Annotated in this window: 16 protein-coding genes and 1 tRNA gene; 4 read left to right on the forward strand and 13 right to left on the reverse strand. The window is 66.7% G+C overall.

All coding sequences use genetic code 11. The annotated features are described in order from the left end of the window. Positions 1-27: 27 nt before the first annotated feature. Positions 28-2,733: a DNA polymerase I gene (gene polA / locus OG394_RS09780; RefSeq protein WP_328994785.1), complete on the reverse strand. Its 2,706-nt coding sequence runs from the start codon at positions 2,731-2,733 to the stop codon at positions 28-30. Positions 2,734-2,854: 121 nt separating this feature from the next. Between polA and OG394_RS09785 the strand changes: the two genes are divergently transcribed. Next, positions 2,855-3,265, forward strand: coding sequence for a PaaI family thioesterase (locus OG394_RS09785; RefSeq protein ID WP_328994786.1), 411 nt, complete (start codon positions 2,855-2,857; stop codon positions 3,263-3,265). Between the two features lie 3 nt (positions 3,266-3,268). Here the strand turns inward: OG394_RS09785 and OG394_RS09790 are convergent, their stop codons facing one another. Further along, on the reverse strand, positions 3,269-3,961 hold the full coding sequence (locus tag OG394_RS09790; protein WP_442914280.1) for a GNAT family N-acetyltransferase: 693 nt from the start codon (positions 3,959-3,961) through the stop codon (positions 3,269-3,271). Positions 3,962-4,088: 127 nt separating this feature from the next. Between OG394_RS09790 and OG394_RS09795 the strand changes: the two genes are divergently transcribed. Beyond that, positions 4,089-4,811, forward strand: coding sequence for a DUF554 domain-containing protein (locus tag OG394_RS09795; RefSeq protein ID WP_328994788.1), 723 nt, complete (start codon positions 4,089-4,091; stop codon positions 4,809-4,811). 71 nt (positions 4,812-4,882) lie between these two features. On the opposite strand, the gene OG394_RS09800 is transcribed toward OG394_RS09795, so the two are convergent. From OG394_RS09800 to OG394_RS09830, 7 genes are all read right to left on the reverse strand, one after another. Next, positions 4,883-5,596 (reverse strand): ABC transporter ATP-binding protein, encoded by a 714-nt coding sequence (locus OG394_RS09800; RefSeq protein WP_328994789.1) that lies wholly within the window; start codon positions 5,594-5,596, stop codon positions 4,883-4,885. Further along, on the reverse strand, positions 5,596-6,438 hold the full coding sequence (locus OG394_RS09805; protein WP_328994791.1) for an ABC transporter ATP-binding protein: 843 nt from the start codon (positions 6,436-6,438) through the stop codon (positions 5,596-5,598). The genes OG394_RS09800 and OG394_RS09805 overlap by 1 nt, the downstream gene beginning before the upstream one ends. After that, positions 6,435-8,129: a branched-chain amino acid ABC transporter permease gene (locus OG394_RS09810; protein WP_328994792.1), complete on the reverse strand. Its 1,695-nt coding sequence runs from the start codon at positions 8,127-8,129 to the stop codon at positions 6,435-6,437. The genes OG394_RS09805 and OG394_RS09810 overlap by 4 nt, the downstream gene beginning before the upstream one ends. Further along, positions 8,126-9,067, reverse strand: a complete 942-nt coding sequence (locus tag OG394_RS09815; protein ID WP_328994793.1) for a branched-chain amino acid ABC transporter permease — start codon at positions 9,065-9,067, stop codon at positions 8,126-8,128. The genes OG394_RS09810 and OG394_RS09815 overlap by 4 nt, the downstream gene beginning before the upstream one ends. Positions 9,068-9,160: 93 nt before the next feature. Further along, the gene (locus tag OG394_RS09820) at positions 9,161-10,381 is read right to left on the reverse strand and encodes a branched-chain amino acid ABC transporter substrate-binding protein (RefSeq protein WP_328994794.1); all 1,221 of its coding nucleotides are present in this window, start codon (positions 10,379-10,381) and stop codon (positions 9,161-9,163) included. Between the two features lie 555 nt (positions 10,382-10,936). After that, a complete protein-coding gene (locus OG394_RS09825; protein WP_328994795.1) occupies positions 10,937-11,512 on the reverse strand; it encodes an ANTAR domain-containing response regulator in 576 nt (191 codons plus the stop codon). Positions 11,513-11,553: 41 nt separating this feature from the next. Continuing rightward, positions 11,554-12,048, reverse strand: coding sequence for a hypothetical protein (locus OG394_RS09830; RefSeq protein WP_328994796.1), 495 nt, complete (start codon positions 12,046-12,048; stop codon positions 11,554-11,556). Positions 12,049-12,466: 418 nt separating this feature from the next. On the opposite strand from OG394_RS09830, the gene OG394_RS09835 reads away from it, so the two are divergent. After that, positions 12,467-12,539, forward strand: a tRNA-Leu gene (locus OG394_RS09835). 42 nt (positions 12,540-12,581) lie between these two features. Continuing rightward, positions 12,582-13,328, forward strand: a complete 747-nt coding sequence (locus tag OG394_RS09840; protein WP_328994797.1) for a transcriptional regulator — start codon at positions 12,582-12,584, stop codon at positions 13,326-13,328. Between the two features lie 46 nt (positions 13,329-13,374). On the opposite strand, the gene pyk is transcribed toward OG394_RS09840, so the two are convergent. From pyk to gltB, 4 genes are all read right to left on the reverse strand, one after another. After that, entirely contained in the window at positions 13,375-14,817 is a 1,443-nt protein-coding gene (gene pyk, locus OG394_RS09845; RefSeq protein WP_328994798.1) for a pyruvate kinase, read from the reverse strand. Positions 14,818-14,879: 62 nt separating this feature from the next. After that, positions 14,880-16,433, reverse strand: a complete 1,554-nt coding sequence (locus OG394_RS09850; RefSeq protein ID WP_328994799.1) for a metallophosphoesterase family protein — start codon at positions 16,431-16,433, stop codon at positions 14,880-14,882. A gap of 57 nt (positions 16,434-16,490) precedes the next feature. Next, entirely contained in the window at positions 16,491-17,957 is a 1,467-nt protein-coding gene (locus OG394_RS09855) for a glutamate synthase subunit beta (protein ID WP_328994800.1), read from the reverse strand. Further along, positions 17,957-22,471 (reverse strand): glutamate synthase large subunit, encoded by a 4,515-nt coding sequence (gene gltB, locus OG394_RS09860; RefSeq protein ID WP_328994801.1) that lies wholly within the window; start codon positions 22,469-22,471, stop codon positions 17,957-17,959. Before gltB ends, OG394_RS09855 begins: the two co-directional genes overlap by 1 nt. Between the last annotated feature and the right edge of the window lie 317 nt (positions 22,472-22,788).

The following is a 22,788-nucleotide window of genomic DNA, read 5'->3' on the forward strand; positions in this document are numbered from 1 at the left end:
GCGCCTGCTGTGGACGCCGTGGGCCGGTCAGTGGGCGGCCTCGTGCCAGGAGCGGCCGACGCCGACGGAGACGTCGAGCGGGACGGCCATGTCGACGGCGGCACCCATGTCGCGACGGACCAGCTCTTCCAGGGCTTCGCGCTCACCGGGGGCGATCTCGAAGACCAGTTCGTCGTGGACCTGGAGCAGCATTCGCGACTTGAGCCCGGACGAGCGCAGCGAGGCGTCGACCTTGAGCATGGCCATCTTGATCACGTCGGCGGCGGAGCCCTGGATCGGCGCGTTCAACGCCATCCGCTCGGCCATCTCGCGGCGCTGGCGGTTCTCGCTGGTGAGGTCCGGCAGGTAGCGGCGACGGCCGAGAATGGTCTCGGTGTAACCCGTCTTGCTGGCGTCGATGACGATGCTGCGCAGGTAGTCCCGGACGCCACCGAAACGCTCGAAGTACTCGTCCATCAGGCCCTTGGCCTCGTCCACGCCGATCTTCAGCTGCTGACTCAACCCGTACGCCGAAAGCCCATACGCGAGGCCGTAGTTCATCGCCTTGATCTTGGCGCGCATCTCGCCGGTGACCTCGGCCGGCTCGACCGAGAAGACCCGCGCGGCCGTGACCGAGTGGAAGTCCTCGCCGGAGTTGAACGCCGCGATCAGGCCCTCGTCAGCCGAGACGTGCGCCATGATCCGCATCTCGATCTGGCTGTAGTCGGCGCTCATCAGGCCCTCGTACCCCTCGCCCACGATGAAGGCCTCGCGAATCCGGCGCCCCTCCTCGGTGCGAATCGGGATGTTCTGCAAGTTCGGATCGGTGGAGCTCAACCGGCCGGTGGCGGCGATCGTCTGGTTGAACGTCGTGTGGATCCGCGCGTCACTCGCGCTGATCGTCTTCAGCAGGCCCTCGACCGTCTGCCGCAGCCGGGACGCGTCGCGATGGGCCAGCAGGTACGCCAGGAAGGGGTGCTCGGTCTTCTCGAAGAGGGACTGCAGCGAGTCGGCATCCGTGGTGTAACCGGTTTTCGTGCGCTTGGTCTTCGGCATGCCGAGCTCGTCGAACAGCACCACCTGCAGCTGCTTCGGCGAACCGAGGTTGATCTCCTTGCCGATCACCTCATACGCCGAAGTAGCGGCCTCCTTCACGCCGGTGGCGAAGCGCTGCTCGAGCTGCTCCAGATACGCCCGATCGACGAAGATCCCGTCGCGCTCCATCGCCGCGATGACGTCGATCAACGGCAGCTCGACGTCGGACAGCAGCGTCGTACCCGCCTGCTTCTCGATCTCGGCGTCGAGCGTGTCGGCCAGATCGGCGATCGCGCGGGCGCGCAGCATCGTCGCATCCGCGGCGGGACCGCCCTCGATGTCGTCGAAGCTCAGCTGCCCGTTCTCCGCTTCCTCGGCGCGGAGCTCGCGCTTGAGGTAGCGCACGGTCAGGTCGGCCAAGTCGTACGACCGCTGATCCGGGCGGACCAGGTACGCGCTGAGCTGCGTGTCGGACGTGAGCCCACCCAACGTCCAGCCGCGCTCGAGGAACGCCAGCAGCGGACCCTTCGCGTCGTGCAACGCCTTCGGCTGGTCGGCATCGGCCAGCCACGAACGCCAGGCGTCGTCGTCCTCCGGGGTCAACGCGCCCGGGTCGAACCAGGCGGCCGCACCGCTGACCGTGGCCAGCGCGATCCCGGTCACCTCGCCGGTGCCGCGGCCCCAGTTGCCCTGCACGGCGACACCGGTCCGGGCGCCGGTCGAGACGTGCTCCTTCAACCAGGCGGCGACTTCACCGGCGGAAAGCTGCGTGCCATCCAGGTCGAAGCCGTCCTCGATCGTCTCGTCGACCTCCTCGTGCTCGGCGACGAGGCGCTCGCGCAGCACCCGGAACTCGAGGCCGTCGAAGAGCGTGTGCACCTTCTCCCGGTCCCAGGGGTGGCGGACCAGGTCGTCGACCGTGACGTCGAGCGTGAGATCGCGGACCAGCTCGTTGATCTGCCGGTTCCGGATGACGTCGGCCAGGTGCTCGCGCAGCGACTCCCCCGCCTTGCCCTTGATCTCGTTGACCCGGTCGATCAGGTCGTTCAGCGAGCCGAACTGGTTCAGCCACTTGGCCGCCGTCTTCGGACCGACACCGGGCACACCGGGCAGGTTGTCGCTCTGCTCACCGACGAGGGCCGCGAGATCGGAGTAGCGGTTCGGTGGGACGCCGTACTTCTCCTCGACGGCGGCCGGGTCCATCCGGGCGATCTCGGAGACACCACGCTTCGGATAGAGCACGGTGATGTTCTCGTTGATCAGCTGGAACGCATCGCGGTCACCGGAGCTGATCAGCACCTCGAACCCCAGGTCCGACGCCTGGGTGGCCAGGGTCGCGAGGACGTCGTCGGCCTCCCAGCCGTCGATCTCGGTGGTCGGGATGCGCAGCGCCTCCAGCACCTCCTTGACCAGCGAGACCTGACCCTTGAACTCGTCCGGGGACTTGCTGCGGCCGGCCTTGTACTCCGCATACTGCTCGGAGCGGAAGGTCTGGCGGGAGACGTCGAACGCCACGCAGATATGCGTCGGCTTCTCGTCGCGCAACATGTTGATCAGCATCGAGGTGAAGCCATACACCGCGTTGGTGTGCTGACCGGTGCTGGTGGAGAAGTTCTCCACTGGCAGCGCGAAGAAAGCCCGGTAGGCGAGCGAGTGCCCATCCAGCAGCAGGATCCGCGGTCGGCCGCCGTCGGCGCCGGTCGCTGGGTCCTTGGTCACGGTCGAAGTGTTGGAGTCTGCAGCCACGAGAAAGAGCCTAGTGCTAACCACCGACAGTTTTGACCAGCGCCTGGCGGCTTGTCTGTACTCTTCGGTAGGAGCCGTCGATGGAGGGAAAGAAGTGAGCGAGATCGAGATCAGCGAGCAGATGTTCAAGGGCGCGCTCACGGACAAGCTGGGTATCGAGATCCTCGAGGCGACCCCGCAGCGGCTGGTCGGCACCATGCCGGTCAAGGGAAACGAGCAACCCTTCGGCCTACTGCACGGCGGCGCGTCCTGCGTGCTGGCCGAGAGCCTCGGCTCCATCGGCTCGGTGCTGCACGGCGCCCCGATGGGCAAGGTCGCCGTGGGCGTCGACATCAACGCGACCCACCACCGCGCCGCCCGCGACGGCGTCGTCACCGCTGTCGCGACCGCGATCTACCTCGGCCGTACGACTACGACGTACGACGTGGTCATCACCGACGAGCGGGACAAGCGGATCTGCACTGCCCGGATCACGTGCCAGCTGATCCAGGCCCCGCCAAGCTGACGGTTAGGCGCCCGCGGATTCGGGTGCGACTGGGACGGTGATCTCCGTAGTCAGGGTGATTTCGGGAGTCTCCGCTGCCGGCGCGCCGGCACGATGCAATAGAGCGGCCCGGCGCGCGAGCACCGATCGCCGCGATGACAGCAGCGCCAGCAGGTTCGGCGCGTGCTCCGCGGCGAGCCGACGGCGAATCGTGTGCGTACTGGCGAAGCGCAGCACGGCAGCCTGGCCGAGGCCCAGCCGGGCGAGGAACCGGTTGGCCTCGCGCGCAACGGCTGGCGCGAGCACCGCGACGTGCGAGCTGTTCTCGTACTCCGCCCACGCCGCAGCCTCCGCGATCAAGGCCTTGCCCAGACCATGCCGACGGGCCGAGCTCAGGACGTGCAGGTATTCCACGGTGACGGTGGCCTCGTCGTGGAACGGACTGAACGCGATCCGCCGCAGGAAGGCCATCGCGGTCACCTCGTCGTCCAGCTGAGCGATGACCAGCCGGCAGTTCGGATCGGCCAGGTGCCGCTCGATCGCGGCGCGGATCGACTCCTCGGTCGGGGACGGCAGCAGCCGCGACTGGTGACCGGAACCCGCGGTCATCTCACGCCACAAGGCGATCAGGGCAGCGGCATCACCGGCCTGGGCATCGCGCACCACGATCGCTGGTGCCACGGCCGCCCTCCCCTCTCGATCCGCCCCGGCTTTCAACTGGGCGGACGGTTACGCTCATCCCCGCGCAACAGTAGGGCTTTCGGCCGCACTTGCAAAGCGTTCCGCGGGCCGAGCAGAACGAGGCGATCGGAGACCAGGGTTGTTCATCGGTATCGGAACTGTCGTGAACGTCGCGACGGTTCTCGTCGGGTCGGTACTCGGCGTACTCATCGGCCATCGACTCAGTCACCGAACCCGCGATCTCGTCACCGACGCACTCGGTCTGGTCACGCTGCTGATCGCGTTCATGTCGGCACTCACGGTGGGCGACGAGGTGCTCAGCGACGCGGTCGGCGACAGCGCCCCGATCCTGATCGTGCTCGGCGCCATGCTGATCGGCGGTATCACCGGATCGCTGTTGCGGATCGAGGAACGCCTGGAGGGATTCGGCGCCTGGCTGCAACATCGGTTCAGCCGACGCGGCAATGGCGAGGAGGAGAACCGGTTCGTCGAGGGCTTCGTGACTGCCTCGATGGTGTTCTGCGTCGGGCCGTTGACCTTCCTCGGCGCATTGTCGGACGGCCTCGGCCGCGGTGCCGACCAACTGCTGCTCAAGTCGGTGCTGGACGGTTTCGCCTCGATCGCCTTCGCGGCATCCCTCGGCTGGGGCGTGGCCGCGTCGGCCCTGGTGGTGCTGGTGGTCCAGGGACTCTTCACGGGGATCGGCGCCTTGCTGGGCGACGTACTGCCGGATGCGCATGTGACCGCCCTCGGCGCGACCGGCGGTCTGATGCTGATCGGCGTGGCCTTGCGCCTGCTGAAGATCAAGCAGGTCGCCGTTGCCGACCTCCTGCCCGCCCTGATCGTCGCTCCCCTACTCGTCCAGCTCCTGGTCGTACTGCGCTGAACGTCGTACTGCGCTGAACGCAGAAACCCCGGCCGCCAACAGGCAGCCGGGGTTTCCTTTGGTATAGCTGGTCAGTCTTCGCCGAGGTACGCCTTGCGGACCTGGTCGTTGACCAGCAGTTCCGGACCAGAACCCTTCACCACGATCCTGCCGACCTCCAGCACGTACCCGTGGTCGGCCAGCTTCAGCGCGGCCTGCGCGTTCTGCTCGACCAGCAGGATCGTCGTACCCTGCGCCTGCAGCTCGGTCACCGTGGACATGATGAGCTTCATCATGATCGGCGACAGACCCATCGACGGCTCGTCCAGCATCAGCAGCTTGGGCTTGCTCATCATCGCGCGGCCCATCGCGAGCATCTGCTGCTCACCACCGGAGAAGGTACCGGCCGGCTGCTTGCGCCGCTCCCCCAGAATCGGGAAGAGATCGTACGCCGCATCCAGGTCGGCCCTGATCCCTGCGTCGTTGCGCGCGAACGCACCGAGCAGCAGGTTCTCCTCGACCGTCAGCTTGGGGAAGATCTTGCGCCCTTCGGGTGAGTGCGCGAGCCCCCTCTTGACGATCTCGTGCGCCGGCATCTGGTCGATTCGCTCACCCTGGAACCAGATCTCACCGTGGGTCGGCCGGAGCAGACCCGAGATCGTGCGCAGGGTGGTCGTCTTACCGGCACCGTTCGTACCGATCAGCGTGACGACCTGACCTTGGTCGACGGAGAAGCTGATCTTCTTGACCGCCACGATCTTGCCGTAGGCGACTTCCAGGTCCTTGACCTCGAGCATCGCGGTCATTACGCCTCCCCATCCTGCGGCCGCTCGTCGTCTTCGTCCTCGGCGCCGGTACCGATATACGCCTCGATCACCCGCGGGTCCGACTGCACCTCGGTCGGGGTGCCCTCGATCAGGGCCTCGCCCCGGACCAGGCAGAGCACCCGGTCGCACAGGTTGAAGATGAAGCGCATGTCGTGCTCGATCACCACGACCGACAGACCCGAGTCCCGGATCTTGAAGATCAGGTCACTGGCCTGCCGGGTCTCCTGCGGGTTCATACCGGCCGTGGGCTCGTCCAGCAGGATGAGCTTCGGGTCGGTCGCGAGGGCCCGGGCGATCTCGAGGCGCCGCTGATCGCCGTACGGCAGGTTGCGGGCGAGATGCTCCGAAACCCTGCCGAGACCGACGAAGTCCAGCAGCTCCTGAGCCTTCTCCCGGGTCTCGTTCTCCTCGCGGCGGTACTTCGGGCCACGCAGGATCGACGTGATCGCGCCCGAGGTGGTCCGGCAGTAACGCCCGACCATCACGTTCTCCAGCGCGCTCATGTTGCCGAACAGCCGGATGTTCTGGAACGTCCGGGCCATCCCGGCGCGAACCACCGCGCGCGGCTTCGGCGCCAGCGGCTGGCCGGCGAACCGGACCTGACCGCCGGTCGGCTTGTACAGGCCGGTCAGGCAGTTGAAGAACGTCGTCTTACCGGCACCGTTCGGACCGATCAGACCGAGGATCTCGCCCTGATGCACCGACAGGTTGACGTTGTTCACCGCGAGCAGACCACCGAATCGCATGGTCACTCCGGAGGCCTCCAGCAGGGGTTCACCCTGCGGCAGGGAGGCCGTCGACAGCTCGTCCGTGATGGTCATTTCGTGTCCTCCACCAGGAGATCGCTCTCAATGACATCCGCGAGTTCCTCGTCTTCCGCGTGGAACTCCAGCTGCCTGCGTTTGCTCGCCACCAGACCCTCCGGCCGGAACCGCATCATCAGGATCAGCACCAGTCCGAACAACAGCAACCGGTTCTCCGCGAAGAACCGCAGCTTCTCCGGCATCAGTTTCAGCACGGTCGCGCCGATCAGCACACCCGCGATCGTGCCCATACCACCCAGCACGATGGCCGCGACGAGGAAGGCCGACTCCAGGAACACGTACTGGTCGGGTGTGACCGACACATCCTGGTGCGCCTTGATCGTGCCGGCCAGACCGGCCAGGAATGCGCCGATCGCGAACGCGAGCACCTTCAGCCCGAAGATGTTCACGCCCATCGCCTCGGCGGCCTTCTCGTCCTCGCGGATCGCTACCCAACCACGGCCGATCCGGCTGTCGTTGAGGCGGGCGAACACGAGGATGACGAAAGCGATCAGCACCAGCAGCAGGAAGTAGTAGTTCGAGAAGCGGCCCAACGTCAGGCCGAACACTTCATGCGTCTCGCCGAAGTCGAACCCGAAGAAGTTCAGGTTCGGGATGGCGGCGATACCGTTCGGACCGTTGGTGATGTCAGGACCGTTCGAGCCGTCGAGGTTGTTCATACTCAGCCGGAAGATCTCACCAAAGCCCAGCGTCACGATCGCCAGGTAGTCACCCGAGACCCGCAGTGTCGGCGTACCGATGATCAAACCGAAGATCGCCGCGACTGTGCCACCGATCAGCACGACCACCATGAACGGCGGATGCCAGTTGATGTTCGTGAACGCCGAGTTCGACAACACGGCGGCCACGTAGGCGCCCGACCCGAGGAACGCGATGTACCCGAGGTCGAGCAGACCGGCCAGACCGACCACGATGTTCAGGCCCATGGCCGTCGCGGAGAAGATCAGGATCTGCGCCGCGATCGACATGTTCGCGTCCGACCCGCCCTGGGTGAACGGGAACATGAACGCGACCACGAAGGCCGCCAGCGTCAGCACCCGGCGGTTCCGGTTGGCCAGATGCGCCACCCAGCCGAAGTAGCCGAACCGGAACGCGGCCAGGATCACACCGCCGACGAAGATCAGCAGACCGCTGAAGTACCACGAGTCATCGATGCCCAGCACGTACGCCGCACCGAACAGCACGATCGCCATCATCACCACGATGACGAGGATCTCGGCCCAGCCGGCCAGCCGTATGTCGCTGGCATCGGTCGGTTCCGGGACCTCCAGCACGCGGCTGCCGAGGAACAGCACCAGCGCGCCGACGAGGGTGACCCAGGCACCTGGATCGAGATTGACCAGCCCACCGAGGGGCTGGACGATGCCGCCGAGCACGATCACCACAGCGATCAGGGTCGTCGTACTCAGAGCCTTGAGTGCGGCCGGCGGGTTGAAGTACTCCGCCAGGGCGTGCAGGAACTTCAGCCGCGGAATGAGGATCAGGAAAATCGCGAGCAGCGCCGCGAGCAGCGTCAGCCACTGCGGGCCGGCCGGGTAGAAGTAGACCGTCAGGTCGCCCATGATCGAGCGGTCGTACGTCCACGGCAGCAGCGAGCCGACGATCAGCAGAACCGCGCCGGTCAGTACCGCGGGGAATGCGACACCGGAGTAGCGAGCCACCAGGGTGTCAGGAATCTTGATCGTCATGCGCGGTCCACCACCTTTGCACCCATCAGGCCCTGCGGCCGGAAGACCAGGACGACGATCAGAATCACGAAGGCCCAGACGTCCTTCCAACTACTACCGCCGAATTGGCCGGGAACGTACTCGGTGACCAGGGTTTCGGCTACGCCGAGCACCAGTCCACCGACGACCGCGCCCTGAATGTTGCCGATACCGCCCAGCACTGCGGCGGTGAAGGCCTTCAGACCAGCGGTGAAGCCCATCTTGAACTCGATATTGGTATTGCGCAGACCGTGCGCGACGCCGGCGACCGCGGCCAGCGCGGCACCGATCACGAAGGCGATCACGATGATCCGGTCCACGTTGATGCCCATCAAGCGAGACGTGTCCGGGTCCTGCGAGGTCGCCTGCATGGCGCGACCCAGCTTGGTGCGGTTCACGAAGTACCACAGGAGGACAGCGCACACCGCCAAGGCAGCGAACGTGAACAACGTCGGCCGGGAAATGCTCACGCCGCCCACCTGAAACGGCGTGCCAGTCACGGTTTCGATCGGCGGATAGGCGATCTTCGCCTTCGCGCTCGGGAAGCCCGGGATCTTGTCGTAGAACAGGCGCACGAACTCCTGCAAGAAGATCGATACACCGATAGCGGTGATCAACGGTGCTAGCCGCGGTGCGTTACGCAGCGGGCGATAGGCGAACCGCTCCATCAGGATCGCGATACCTACTGAGGCGACGACCGCACCGACCAGCATGAACGGTAGTACCCAGACCGCGGTATTGCCCTCGAAGAGCGCAAGCCAGACAGTGAGCGAGCCGAAGCCGCCAATCATGAACACCTCGCCATGGGCGAAGTTGATCAACTGAACGATGCCGTACACAACGGTGTAGCCGACGGCAATGAGCGCGTACAGCGCGCCCAGCGACAGACCGTTGATGCTTTGTTGAAGAAACTGATCCATTCGGGCCTCTCCGAGGGACGACCTGCATGCTGCGGGGGTGGGAGCACGAACTCGGCTCCCACCCCCGGAGTCATGAGGTGTTCTTGCGACTACTTACGGCTTGGCGAAGTCCTTGGTCTCAACGGCAACCCACTTGCCGGCCTTGACCTGGTACGTCGTCAGCACCTTGGCGGTGCTGTCGCCGTACTGGTCGAACGACACCGCACCGGTCGCGCCGTCGAACTTGACGCCACCGATCGCGTCGATCGTGGGCTGACGCGCCGACTCGACGTCCTTCGCGTCCTTCAGCGAGATCTTCAGACCCTCGATGATGGCGTTCGCGGCGTCGTACGCGTAGGGACCGTAGGCCTCGTACGGGTCCGGGAGCTTGGCCGCGGCGTAGTCGTCGAGGTACTTCTTGGCCGACGGCAGGGTCTCCGGCGGCGCACCGACGGAGGTCGACAGGTCACCCTCGGCGTTCTTCGCGGCGAGCTCCAGGTACTTCGCGTTGAACATGCCGTCGCCACCCATCAGCGGGAGCTTCAGACCAGCGGTCTTCATCTGGTTCGACAGCGGGCCCGTGACCGGCGACTCACCACCGGCGTAGACAGCCTGCACGCCGGCCGCCTTGATCTTGGAGATCACGGCGGAGAAGTCGCTGTCGTCGGGGTTGACCGTCTCGGCCAAAGCGATCTGGCCACCGAGCTTCTTGTACTCCTCGGAGAAGCTCTCGACCAGGCCCTGGCCGTAGGTCTTCTTGTCGTGCACCGTGGCGATCTTCTTGATGCCGGCGGTTGTGAACAGGTAGCGCGCAGCGAACGGGCCCTGGATGGCGTCCGTGGTGCAGGTGCGGAAGTAACCCGGGTAGGTCCGCTTCGGGTCAGACGCCCACTTTGCGCCCTTGGTCAGCGACGGGTTCGTGTTGGCCGGCGAGATCTGCGCGATCTTGGCGGAGCTCAGGATCGGCTGAACCTTCTCGGAGACACCAGAGTTCAGGGTGCCGATGACCGCGACGACGTCCTTGTTACCGGAGAGCAGGGTGGCCGCGTTGGCGCCGACGTCGCCCTTGGCCTCGTCGTCCTTGGCGTCCAGCTTGAGCGTCCAGCCGGGGATCGCGTTCGCCTCGTTGGCCTGCTTGATGGCCAGCTCGGCGGAGTTCCTCATGCCCAGGCCGAGTGCGGCCAGGTCACCGGACAGCGGCACGATCATGCCGATCGTGGCGGTCTTCTTGTCGGTACCGCCACCGGTCTCACCGCCGCGGGAGCCGCAAGCCGTCAGGGCGAGCGACGCAACAAGCAGCGACGCACCGACCCGTACTACGGAACGCTGGTGCACTGTTCCTCCCATATCTGGATAACCCGGGCAGATGGCCCGGACCCCCGCGAATGCCGCGAGCACCCGCAGGTTAGACCTCATCCGCCACCGGGGGCGAACCACCAGCAGCGTGTGTTGCCAGGTCGTTACAGCTGTAAGCAGCGTGCTGCGATGTGGCGCCTGTCCCAGCCCTCATGTTGATCACGCAGTGCGACGAATCGCTCGCTTGGGGCTAATTCCAGTCACCGCTGAGTGAAATGTAAAGAATGTGCAAATGCATGCCGACCGGGCACGTCGCGTAGCCGCTCTTTTGCGTACGGCGGGGTGTTGAGGCTGGTCCGATCGGGCAGGTAGGAAAGTCACCACTGCCCGCCTGAGCTGGCATTTCACCACCGGAAAGGCGGTTATCGGGCGTTATTGCCGGGCATGACGATTGCATCGAATACCACGCGATACGGGTGATTATCGATGTCTTAAAAACGTCAACTCGACCGGCGCGGAGGCCGATCAGACTCCGCCGGACGCCAATTGCCCCGACGGCTACACCCTGCGGTCAGATCCCCGCAGTCAGACCGGTCAGGCGCCTGCCTCGTCGACGACGAGCTCCGCGACCTGGCGCATCGAGACCCGCTTGTCCATCGCGGTCTTCTGAATCCAGCGGAACGAGTCCGGCTCGGACAGCCCGAACTTCGTCTGCAGCACGCTCTTCGCCCGGTCCACCAGCTTGCGCGTCTCCAGCCGATCGGCCAGATCGGCGACCTCACGCTCCAGCTCGGCCAGTTCGACGTACCGCGACGCCGCGATCTCGATCGCCGGCAGCAGATCCGCCTTGGAGAACGGTTTCACCAGGTACGCCATCGCCCCCGCGTCCCGGGCCCGCTCGACCAGCTCCCGCTGCGAGAACGCCGTCAGCATCAAGACCGGGGCGATCCGCTCCCCCGCGATCTTCTCCGCCGCACTGATGCCGTCCAGCTTCGGCATCTTGACGTCCAGGATCACCAGATCGGGCCGATGCTCGGTAGCCAGCCGAATGGCCTCTTCACCATCCCCAGCCTGCCCGACGACGTCATAGCCCTCTTCGGCCAGCATCTCCGCCAGGTCCATCCGGATCAGCGCCTCGTCCTCGGCGATCACCACTCGCTTCCCAGTCACCCCCACACCCTATCGACCGCCCCCTCTCCTCTCGTGCACCACTAGCCCTTCTCCCCCACAAACCCGTCCAACGCCGCCACCGCCTCCTTCCTGCTGACCGCGATCGCGTTCCGTCGCGGCCTACGCCAGGCGATGCCAAGCTGGTCTAGGGCGGCCGTCAGAATCCCGATGATGTCCTCCGACTCGTTAGAGAACATGTACCTCTGGTACTCGTACCGCTTGATCACCCCGCCGATCGGCTTCTCGGTCCAGTTGGTGAACCGGCAGCCGTCCGAATGAAACAGCCCGCGCAGCAGCCTTTCCGGGTACTTTCTGACGATCTCCAGCTGCCAGTCCACCAGCTCGATCTTCCGCAGATGCTTACGCCCGGGCCCATGCTGCGGAAACAAACACGGCCAGTGCTTCCACCGCACCTCGATCCGAATAGCCGGCCCGTTCCGCATACAGGGACTCCCGGTCGGCTTGACCCTGCGCATGATCGCGGCGATCTCCTCGTTCAAGAGCGGATACTTCGGATCGTTCGCAATGGACAGCACGTAGACACCTCGGCGGGCGTCCGCAATGTGCCCGTCTCCCAGATACCAGCCGAGCAGATGTGCATAGGCAGCCTCGTCCAGATCGGCCCCGTCACACCGAGGACATGGCGATGGCTGGTTGCTCTGGAAACGCGGTAGGCCTTGACGTTGGTAGAGCCTGCGCCAACGTCGGATCGTCTTGATGGCTACACCGTGAATGGTCGCGTTGGCGGCATCTGGCACGCCGGCGTCGGACAGGCATAGAGCGGAATCAACCGTCTCCTGCGATCGGATGTGTGTCATATGGCATCATGGATCTCAGCACCGACAGTTTTCGATAATCCCTGCTACACAAGGGATTTGGGCTTAGCAGGCTGTCTCGGTACAACCGGTTGGCGAGGGCACTGGGCGATGCGTTAGGATCCTTCGCAGAAGGTAAGCCCTGGTAATCCAACGGCAGAGATGATGCTCTCAAACAGCATACAGTGTGGGTTCGAATCCCACCCAGGGCACAATTTGCGGGAAATGTCGGCGCTTGCTGCGAGGGTCGCGGGGTGTACGACGAAGAGGTGCGGCGGGTCGCGCGGGCGGCGATGCGGGCCGGCGAGAGCCTCAATTCGATCAGTCTCCGGTTAGGGATCAGCCGAGCCGCCTTGCGCTCATGGCGCGACCAGCCAGATCGAGCCGGCGTTGACGATTGCCCGCGGTGTCACGGAGCCGCGCTGCCGGGAGCGGCGTACGCGCATTTGCTCGGGCTCTATCTCGGGGACGGATGTCTATCCCTTGGCAAGAAGAGCGTCTATGCCTTGCGGATCGCCTGCGATGACAAGTACCCACGGCTGATCGACGAGGTGGTGGAATCCGTCCAGGCCGTGCATCCGCGGCGGCCGGTGCATCGGGCGCGGGCAGTGGGCTACACGTCGGTCGTCTCCTGTTGGAAGCACTGGCCGTGTCTGTTCCCGCAGCACGGGCCGGGTCCGAAGCATCTGCGGCCGATCGAGCTGGAGGACTGGCAGCGGGAGATCGTTGCCAGCGGCATCGAGCCGTTCGTGCGTGGGTTGTTCCACTCGGACGGCTGCCGGGTGGCGAACTGGGCCACCCGCCCGGTGGCAGGCGAGATCCGGCGCTATGAGTACGTGCGGTACATGTTCTCCAACGAGTCGGCCGACATCATGGCGCTGTGCCAATGGGCGCTGGACCAACTCGGCATCCCCTGGCGGATGCCGCGGCGCAACGCCCTGTCGGTCGCCAAACGCGATGGGGTCGCCCGGCTTGAGCTGATCGTTGGGGCCAAGACGTAGATCCGCCCTCTCCCCGATCGAGCAGGAGAGGGCGGAGAGGGGAACGTCAGTCGCGGTAGCCGGGGGCTAGGCCGGCTACGGCGTCGCCCATGCGGTGGATGCGGAGGGCGTTGGTGGAGCCGGGGATGCCGGGCGGGCTGCCGGCGACGACGACGACCAGGTCGCCGGGCTGGCACTTGCCGACCTCGAGCAGGCGGTGGTCGACCTGGCGGACCATGTCGTCGGTGTGGTTGACCATCGGGACGACGAAGGACTCGATGCCCCAGACCACGCTCAGCCAGTTCCGGACCTCCGGCACCGGGGTGAACGCGAGCACCGGGATCTCGGTGCGGTAGCGGGCCAGCCGGAGCGCGGTGTCGCCGCTCTGGGTGAACGCCACCAGGTACTTGGCCTCCATCGCGTCGGCGACGTCGGCCGCGGCCTTCGCGATCACGCCGCCCTTGGTGCGCGGTTCCCAGTCGATCTCGGCGACCCGGCCGAGGCCGTGCTTCTCGGTCGAGGCGACGATCCGGGACATCGTCTTGACCGTCTCGATCGGGTACCGGCCGACGCTGGTCTCACCGGACAGCATCACCGCGTCGGCACCGTCGAGTACCGCGTTCGCGACGTCGGACGCCTCGGCCCGGGTCGGGCGCGGTGCCGAGATCATCGACTCGAGCATCTGGGTGGCGACGATGACCGGCTTCGCGTTCAGCCGGGCCTGGTCGATGATCAGCTTCTGGACCAGCGGTACGTCCTCGAGCGGGAGCTCCACCCCGAGGTCACCGCGGGCCACCATGAAGCCGTCGAAGGCCTCGATGATCTCGTCCAGGTTGGCGACCGCCTGCGGCTTCTCGATCTTGGCGATGACGGGGAGCCGGAGGCCCTCCTCGTCCATGATCTTGTGCACCAGCTGGATGTCGGACCCGTCGCGCACGAAGGACAGCGCGATCATGTCGGCCGGCAGGTGCAGCGCCCAGCGCAGGTCCTCGATGTCCTTCTCGGACATAGCGGGCACGCTGACGGCGACACCGGGCAGGTTGATGCCCTTGTGGTTGGAGATCGGCCCGCCGACGGTGACGCGGCAGATCACGTCGGTCTCGGTCACCTCCTCGGCGACCAGTGCCACCCGGCCGTCGTCGATCAGCAGCGGATCGCCCGGATTGACGTCACCCGGCAGCCCCTCGTACGTCGTACCGCAGATGGTGACGTCACCGGGGACTTCACGGGTGGTGATGGTGAAACGTTCGCCATAGGTCAGAGTCACCTTGCCCTCGGCGAACTCGGCCAGGCGGATCTTCGGGCCTTGCAGGTCGACGAGGATGCCGACGCTCTTGCCGGTCTCCTCCGCTGCGGCTCGGATCCGGTGATAGATACGTTCGTGCTCAGCGTGGGCACCGTGGCTGAGGTTCAGCCTAGCGACGTCCATGCCGGCTTGGACGAGTTCCAGGACACGCTCGGGGGCGGCAGTAGCCGGGCCGAGGGTACAAACGATCTTTGCGCGACGCACGTCACAAAACCCTACTCCTACAAGACCACTGCGCCGGTGGTCCGCCCCTGGTTACCAGCGGGTCATAGCGTACCGATCGGGCGGTAGGACCCGACCGTCACGTCGCCCGTGAGCTCGAACGTCACCGGCTGCATGCCGACCGGTTCGCCTTCCTCGTAAGTGATCAGCGTGACCTGCGCCTGCCTGCGCAACGTGTAGCCGAGGGCAAAGGCGTACGCCGCGCCGCCGGTGGTTCCGTTCGTGTAGGTGGTGGTCTGGAGGCCGTCGATCTCCTTGGTCTCGGGCCCGACCTGCCGGTGCAGGTGTCCCGACAGCACCAGCGTCGCGCAGCCGCGAGCGGCAGTCCCGGCCCCGGACGACGGGTCGTGCACCACCATCGTCGAGATGCGCTGGTCCTCGTCCTGCTCGCAGGCGACGTCGGCCAGGCGAGCACTCTGTTCACCCACCGTTTCCTTGCCCGGCGTGTCATTGCTGCCGAGGCCCGTCCGGGTCGGATCGCTGTCGCCGAGGAAGCGGATGCCCTCGACCTCGACCGGTTTGCTCTCCAGCACCGTGAACCCGTTCGCCTTCATGGCCGAGGTGACGTATCCACCCGCATCGTGGTTACCCGCGACGGCGACGACCTTGAGATCGCGGAACTGCTGCGCCAGCGAGTTGATGCTGAACGCCTCCCACCGCTCCCCCGCCGAGGTGTCGTCACCGGCGTCGATCAGCACCTTCGCCCCCGCGGCCCGGGCCACTTCACCGATGACCGGGTCCATCCCGATGTTGTTGTGCCGGTCGGACACCAGCAGCGCGACCGTCTCGTCCGGCCCCGGCTGGCGAATTCGCCCGGCCGAGCGGATCACCTTCGCCTTGAGGTCGCCGTACAAGCGGGTGGACTTCTCGTACGTCTCGACGGCCGTCCGGATCAGCCCGATCCCGCCCGTGGTGGAGAAGCCTGTCGCCACCTCGACATCGCGCAGGCGTTCGTCGAAACGGACCTCCGGCAACAGTTCGGCGAGCGGGCGCCACTCCGGCGGCTCGACCTCCGGCGTCCGGATCAGGCCTGGTACGACGACCGCGGCCGTAGTCGTTGCCATCGCCATCAGCAGCACCAGCGCACGCCGTTCGACCCGGTGCTCGTCGTGATGCATGATCGCGATCAGTTCCCGGCGGCGGCGCGCGCCGAGCATGCCCCACGTCGTACTGGCGATGACCACCGCGAGCAGACCCGCGCCGGCGCCGGCGACCGCGTTGTCGACGGCCATCTGCTCGACCACCTCGCGGACCCGGGCGATCTCACCGTCCGGCTGGCTGGCGATCAGGGCGTCGCGGGTGATCAGATCGTTCAAATCGCGCGCGTCGGTCTCCTGCACGTCGACGTTGACACCGATCCCCAGGGGCAGGTCCATCCGCAGCCGCATCCGCGGCAGTACGGCGCCGAGGTCGATCGTGGCGGCGCCGTCGAACGTCGGCGACACCTGTGTGGTGTGCGCCCCGATCGTGACGGGCTCACTGTCATTGGCGAAACCCATCAGCCCGACCGAGGCCGAGACCGCGAACCAGAGCAGGGCTAAAGCCGCCCACGGCGCGGCGGCCTTGAGACGGGCTTTCGTCAGCAGTCGACGGGCCATGCGTCCTAACTTACCGAGGCGGGCCAGCCATCCGGGGAAGACTGGCCCGCCGGCACGTTAAACGACCAGCGGCCGGGCCGTCGGCGGGATGGGCGTCGGCAGGGTCGACGAACCGGTCAGGAACGCGTCCACGCCGGCGGCGCACGAGCGTCCTTCGGCGATGGCCCAGACGATCAGGGACTGACCACGACCCGCGTCACCGCAGGCGAAAACGCCGGAAACGCTGGTCTGGTACGCCTTGTCGCGCTTGACGTTGCCTCGCTCATCGAGTTCGACCTCGAGCTGCTCCAGGAAGCCCTCGCGCTCCGGCCCGGTGAAGCCCATCGCGAGCAGCACCAGTTGGGCCGGGATCTCCCGCTCGGACCCCTCGACCGGGGTGAACCGGCCTTCGACCAGCTCGACCTCGACCAGCTTCAGGCCCGAAACGTTGCCCTCGGCATCGGCCACGAACTCGTTCGTCGACACCGCGTAGACCCGCTCGCCACCCTCTTCGTGGGCAGACGCGACCCGATAGATCATCGGGTACGTCGGCCAGGGCTGACCGGCCGGGCGCTCATCCGAAGGCCGCGGCATGATCTCGAGCTGGGTGATCGACCGGGCACCCTGGCGGATCGCCGTACCGAGGCAGTCCGCGCCGGTGTCACCGCCACCGATGATGATCACGTCCTTGCCGGTGGCAACGATCTGGTCGTCGACCGTTTCGCCGAGCGCGATCCGGTTGGCCTGCGGCAGGAACTCCATCGCCTGGTGGATACCGCCGAACTCGCGTCCCGGTACCGGCAGATCGCGGGCCGCGGTGGCACCGGTGGCGATCACCACGGCGTCGTACCGCTGCTTGAGCTGGGTGCCGGTGACGTCCGCGCCGACGTTGACGCCGGAGCGGAAGACCGTGCCCTCTTCCTTCATCTGCTGGATCCGGCGCTCGACCTGGATCTTCTCCATCTTGAACTCGGGAATGCCGTACCGCAGCAACCCGCCGGGCGCGTCAGCCCGCTCGTACACGGCGACGGTGTGACCCGCCCGCGTCAGCTGCTGCGCGACCGCGAGACCGGCCGGGCCGGATCCGACGACAGCGATGGTCTTACCGGTCAGCCACTCCGGCGGCTGGGGCCGGACGTCCCCGGCTTCCCAGGCCTTGTCGATGATCGCGACCTCGACGTTCTTGATCGTGACCGGCTCCTGGTTGATGCCGAGCACGCAGGCCGGTTCGCACGGCGCCGGGCAGAGCCGCCCGGTGAACTCCGGGAAGTTGTTCGTCGCGTGCAACCGCTCGATCGCGCCGGTCCAGTCGTCGCGCCAGACCAGGTCGTTCCACTCCGGGATCAGGTTGCCCAGCGGGCAGCCCGAGTGGCAGAACGGGATACCGCAGTCCATACAGCGGCCGGCCTGCTTACCGATGATCGGCAGCAGCGCCTTACCCGCGCCACCGGGGTAGACCTCTTTCCAGTCGTTCACCCGCTCGTCGACCGGGCGGCGACCCGCGACCTCGCGCGGGGTGGTCAGGAATCCCTTCGGGTCAGCCATCAGATGGCCTCCATCATCGCTTTGGTGGTGGCGGCCTCGTCCAGCCCGTCCCGCTCCGCTGCGGCTTTGGCGGCGAGCACCCGTGCGTAGTCGCGGGGCATCACAGTGGTGAACCGGGCCGCGGTGGCGGCCCAGTCGGTGAGCAGTTCGGCCGCGCGCGGCGAACCGGTTTCCTCGTGGTGGCGGCGGACCAGGTCGTGCAGCAGTTCGCTCTCGTCCTCGGTCAGCGCGCGCAGATCGACCAGTTCGGGGTTGACCAGGGACGCGTCGAGATCGAGCACGTGCGCCGTACCGCCGGACATACCGGCCGCGAAGTTGCGCCCGGTCCGGCCGATGACGACCACCCGTCCACCCGTCATGTACTCGCAGGCGTGATCGCCGACGGACTCGACGACGGCGGTCGCGCCCGAGTTGCGGACGCAGAACCGCTGACCAGCACCGCCGTTGATGAACAGCTCGCCACCGGTCGCGCCGTACGCGATCACGTTGCCGGCGATGATCTGGTCGGCCGCGGTGAAGGTCGCCGTACGGTCGGGCCGGATCACCACCCGGCCGCCGGACAGACCCTTGCCGACGTAGTCGTTCGCGTCGCCCTCGAGGCGCAGCGTCACGCCCTTCGGCACGAACGCGGCGAACGAGTTGCCGGCCGAACCGGTGAAGGTCAGGTCGATCGTGCCGTCCGGCAGGCCTTCGCCCTTGTAGCGCTTGGTGATCTCGTGCCCGAGCATCGTGCCGACGGTCCGGTTGACGTTCCGGATGGCGAGTTGCGCGCGCACCGGTTCGCCGTTCTCCAGCGCGGGCTGGGCGATCCGGATCAGCTCGTTGTCGAGGGCCTTGTCGAGACCGTGGTCCTGGTCGATCGTGCGGTGCAGCGCCGCGCCCGCGGGCAGGTCCGGCACGTGCAGGATCGGCGACAGGTCGAGCCCGTCGGCCTTCCAGTGGTTCACCGCGCGGGTGATGTCGAGGACCTCGGCGTGGCCGATCGCCTCGTTCAGCGTGCGGAAACCGAGCTCGGCCAGGTACTCGCGGACCTCTTCGGCGATGAACTCGAAGAAGTTCACCACGAACTCGGGCTTACCGGTGAAGCGCTCGCGCAGCACCGGGTTCTGGGTGGCGACGCCGACCGGGCAGGTGTCCAGGTGGCAGACGCGCATCATGATGCAGCCCGACACCACCAGCGGCGCGGTCGCGAAGCCGTACTCCTCGGCACCGAGCAGTGCCGCGATGACGACGTCCCGGCCGGTCTTCAACTGCCCATCGGTCTGTACGACGATCCGGTCGCGCAAGCCGTTGAGCAGCAGGGTCTGCTGGGTCTCGGCCAATCCGAGCTCCCACGGGCCACCCGCGTGCTTAAGCGACGTCAACGGGGACGCACCAGTGCCACCGTCATGACCCGAGATGAGTACGACGTCCGCGTGCGCCTTCGAAACACCCGCGGCGATCGTGCCGACGCCCACCTCGCTGACCAGCTTCACGTGGATGCGGGCCGACGGGTTGGCGTTCTTCAGGTCGTGGATCAGCTGGGCCAGATCCTCAATCGAGTAGATGTCGTGGTGCGGCGGCGGCGAGATCAGGCCGACACCCGGCGTCGAGTGCCGCGTCTTGGCCACCCACGGGTAGACCTTGTGCCCCGGCAGCTGACCACCTTCGCCGGGCTTCGCGCCCTGGGCCATCTTGATCTGGATGTCGTCGGAGTTCGTCAGGTACTCCGAGGTGACGCCGAACCGGCCGGACGCGACCTGCTTGATCGAGCTGCGCCGCTCCGGGTCGTGCAGGCGGTCCGGGTCCTCGCCGCCCTCACCGGTGTTCGACTTGGCGCCGAGCCGGTTCATCGCGATGGCCAGAGTGGTGTGCGACTCCGCGCTGATCGAGCCGTAGCTCATCGCGCCGGTGGAGAATCGCTTGACGATCTCCGAGACCGGCTCGACCTCCTCGATCGGGATCGGCTGCCGCGCCTTGAAGCCGAACATCCCGCGCAGCGTCATCAGCCGCTCGGACTGCTTGTCCACGCGCGAGGTGTACTGCTTGAAGATGTCGTAGCGCCCGGTCCGGGTTGAGTGCTGCAACCGGAAGACCGTCTCCGGGTCGAACAGGTGCGGCTCGCCCTCGCGGCGCCACTGGTACTCGCCGCCGATCTCGAGGGTCCGGTGGGCCGGCAGGATGCCGTCGGCCGGGTACGCCTTGAGGTGCCGCTGGTTGACCTCTTCGGCGATGACGTCGAGCCCGACACCACCGAGCTTGGACGACGTACCGGTGAAGTAGCGGTCGACGAGCTCCGGGGACAGACCAGTGGCCTCGAAGATCTGGGCACCGGTGTACGACGCGACGGTGGAGACGCCCATCTTGGACATCACCTTGAGCACGCCCTTGCCCAGGGACTTCACCAGGTTCTTCACGGCGTTCTCGGGTTCGATACCGGGCAGGTACGTCCCGCGCCGGGCGAGGTCCTCGACCGACTCGAGCGCCAGGTACGGGTTGACGGCGGCAGCGCCGTACCCGATCAGAAGCGCGACGTGGTGCACCTCGCGGACGTCACCCGCCTCGACGACCAGGCCGACCTGGGTGCGGGTCTTCTCGCGGACGAGGTGGTGGTGGACCGCGGCGGTGAGCAGCAGCGACGGGATCGGCGCCTTCTCCGCGGTGGCGTGCCGGTCGGACAGCACGATGATGCGCGCGCCCTCGGCGATCGCGGCCGAGGCCTCGACGCAGATCTCGTCCAGCCGGGCCGCGAGCGCGTCTCCCCCGCCCTCGACCTCGTACAGGCCGCGGAGCACGGTCGTCGCCAGGCCGGGCAGGTCGCCGTCCAGGTTGATGTGCCGGATCTTCGCCAGCTCGTCGTTGGTCAGCACCGGGAACGGCAGCACCAGCTGACGGCAGGACGCCGGGCCGGGGTTGAGCAGGTTCGCCTCGGGGCCGAGCGACGAGGACAGCGAGGTCACCAGTTCCTCACGGATCGCGTCGAGCGGCGGGTTGGTGACCTGCGCGAACAGCTGCGCGAAGTAGTCGAACAGCAGTCGCGGCCGCTCGCTCAGTACGGCGATCGGAGTGTCCGTACCCATCGAGCCGATCGGCTCCGTGCCCAGCTTCGCCATCGGCGTGAGCAGGACGCGCAGCTCCTCCTCGGTGTACCCGAAGACCTGCTGGCGGCGGGCGACCGACGCGTGGCTGTGGACGACGTGCTCGCGCTCGTGCAAGTCCTCGAACCGGATCAGGCCGGCGTGCAGCCATTCGTCGTACGGGTGCTGCGCGGCGAGCGACGACTTGACCTCGTCATCGGTGACGACGCGGTGCTCCTCGACGTCGACCAGGAAGATCTTGCCGGGCTCGAGCCGGCCCTTCTGCACCACCTTGGCCGGGTCGATGTCGAGCACGCCCGCCTCGGAGGCGAGCACCACCAGACCGTCGTCGGTGACCCAGTAGCGGGACGGGCGGAGGCCGTTGCGGTCCAGCACGGCGCCGACCTGGGTGCCGTCGCTGAAGACGACCGAGGCGGGTCCGTCCCATGGCTCCATCAGGGTGGAGTGGAACTCGTAGAAGGCCCGGCGCTTCGGGTCCATCGTGGCCGCGTTCTCCCAGGCCTCCGGGATCATCATCAGCATCGCGTGCGGCAGCGAACGCCCGCCCAGGTGCAGCAGCTCCAGCACCTCGTCGAACGACGCCGAGTCCGACGCGTCCGGCGTACAGATCGGGAAGACCTGCTCCAGGTCGCCCGGGATCACCTCACTGGCGAGTAGCGCCTCGCGGGCGCGCATCCAGTTCCGGTTGCCCTGCACGGTGTTGATCTCGCCGTTGTGCGCGATGTACCGGTAGGGGTGGGCGAGCGGCCAGGACGGGAACGTGTTCGTGGAGAACCGCGAGTGCACGATGCCGATCGCCGAGGCGAGGTCGGGATCGGTCAGCTCGGGGAAGAACTTGTCCAGCTGGTCGGTGGTGAGCATGCCCTTGTAGATGATGGTCCGGCTCGACAGCGACGGGAAATACGTGCCGGTCTCGCGCTCGATCCGCTTCCGCAGCCGGAACGCCATCCGCTCCAGCGCGGTACCGAGCACCCGGCCCGACGCGGCGGTCACGAACAGCTGGCGGAACTGCGGCATCACCGAGCGGGCGGTGCTGCCGAGCAGCTCCGGCGTGATCGGTACGTCGCGCCAGCCGACGACCTTCAGGTTCTCCTCGTTCGCCAGCTGCTCGATCCGGGCGACAGCCTTGGCGGCGTCCTCGGGGTCTTGCGGCAGGAAGGCCATACCGGCGGCGTAGCTGCGCTGGGCGGGCAGCTCGAAATCGCAGACCTTGCGGAAGTACGCATCCGGGATCTGCAGCAGAATGCCCGCACCGTCACCGGAGTCGGGCTCGGCGCCCGAAGCGCCTCGATGCTCGAGATTACGCAGTGCGGTGAGCGCCTTCGCGACGATGTCGTGGCTGGGCTCGCCGGTCAAAGTGGCGACGAACGCGACACCGCAGGCGTCGTGCTCGTGCTTTCCGTCGTAGAGACCCTCACGCGGCAGGGGACCAAACATTCAGGGGGCTCCCGTCGTCCTACGGTCAACAACTGGCCGCGGGACAACATTGGCCCAAGCCGGGAGTACCGAGATTACCTCATCACGCCCAACCCGTGGACACACATCCCACCGCCAACCATCCCGTGACCTACCCCACAGTAACCGGCCAGGCAACCCTAAGTAACGCCTTCGCCGCAACGCCACCCGGCGGCACCTAACTTTTCATTCATTCGTCGGAATCCGCCCCTCGCCCGTCTGCTGACCGGCACCGGTCCGCTGTGGTCAAGAGGGCGGATTCCGACGAATGAATGAAAAGTTCGGCCTTGGTCAGAAGG

The sequence above is a fragment of the Kribbella sp. NBC_01245 genome (genome assembly GCF_036226525.1).
GTDB lineage: Bacteria > Actinomycetota > Actinomycetes > Propionibacteriales > Kribbellaceae > Kribbella.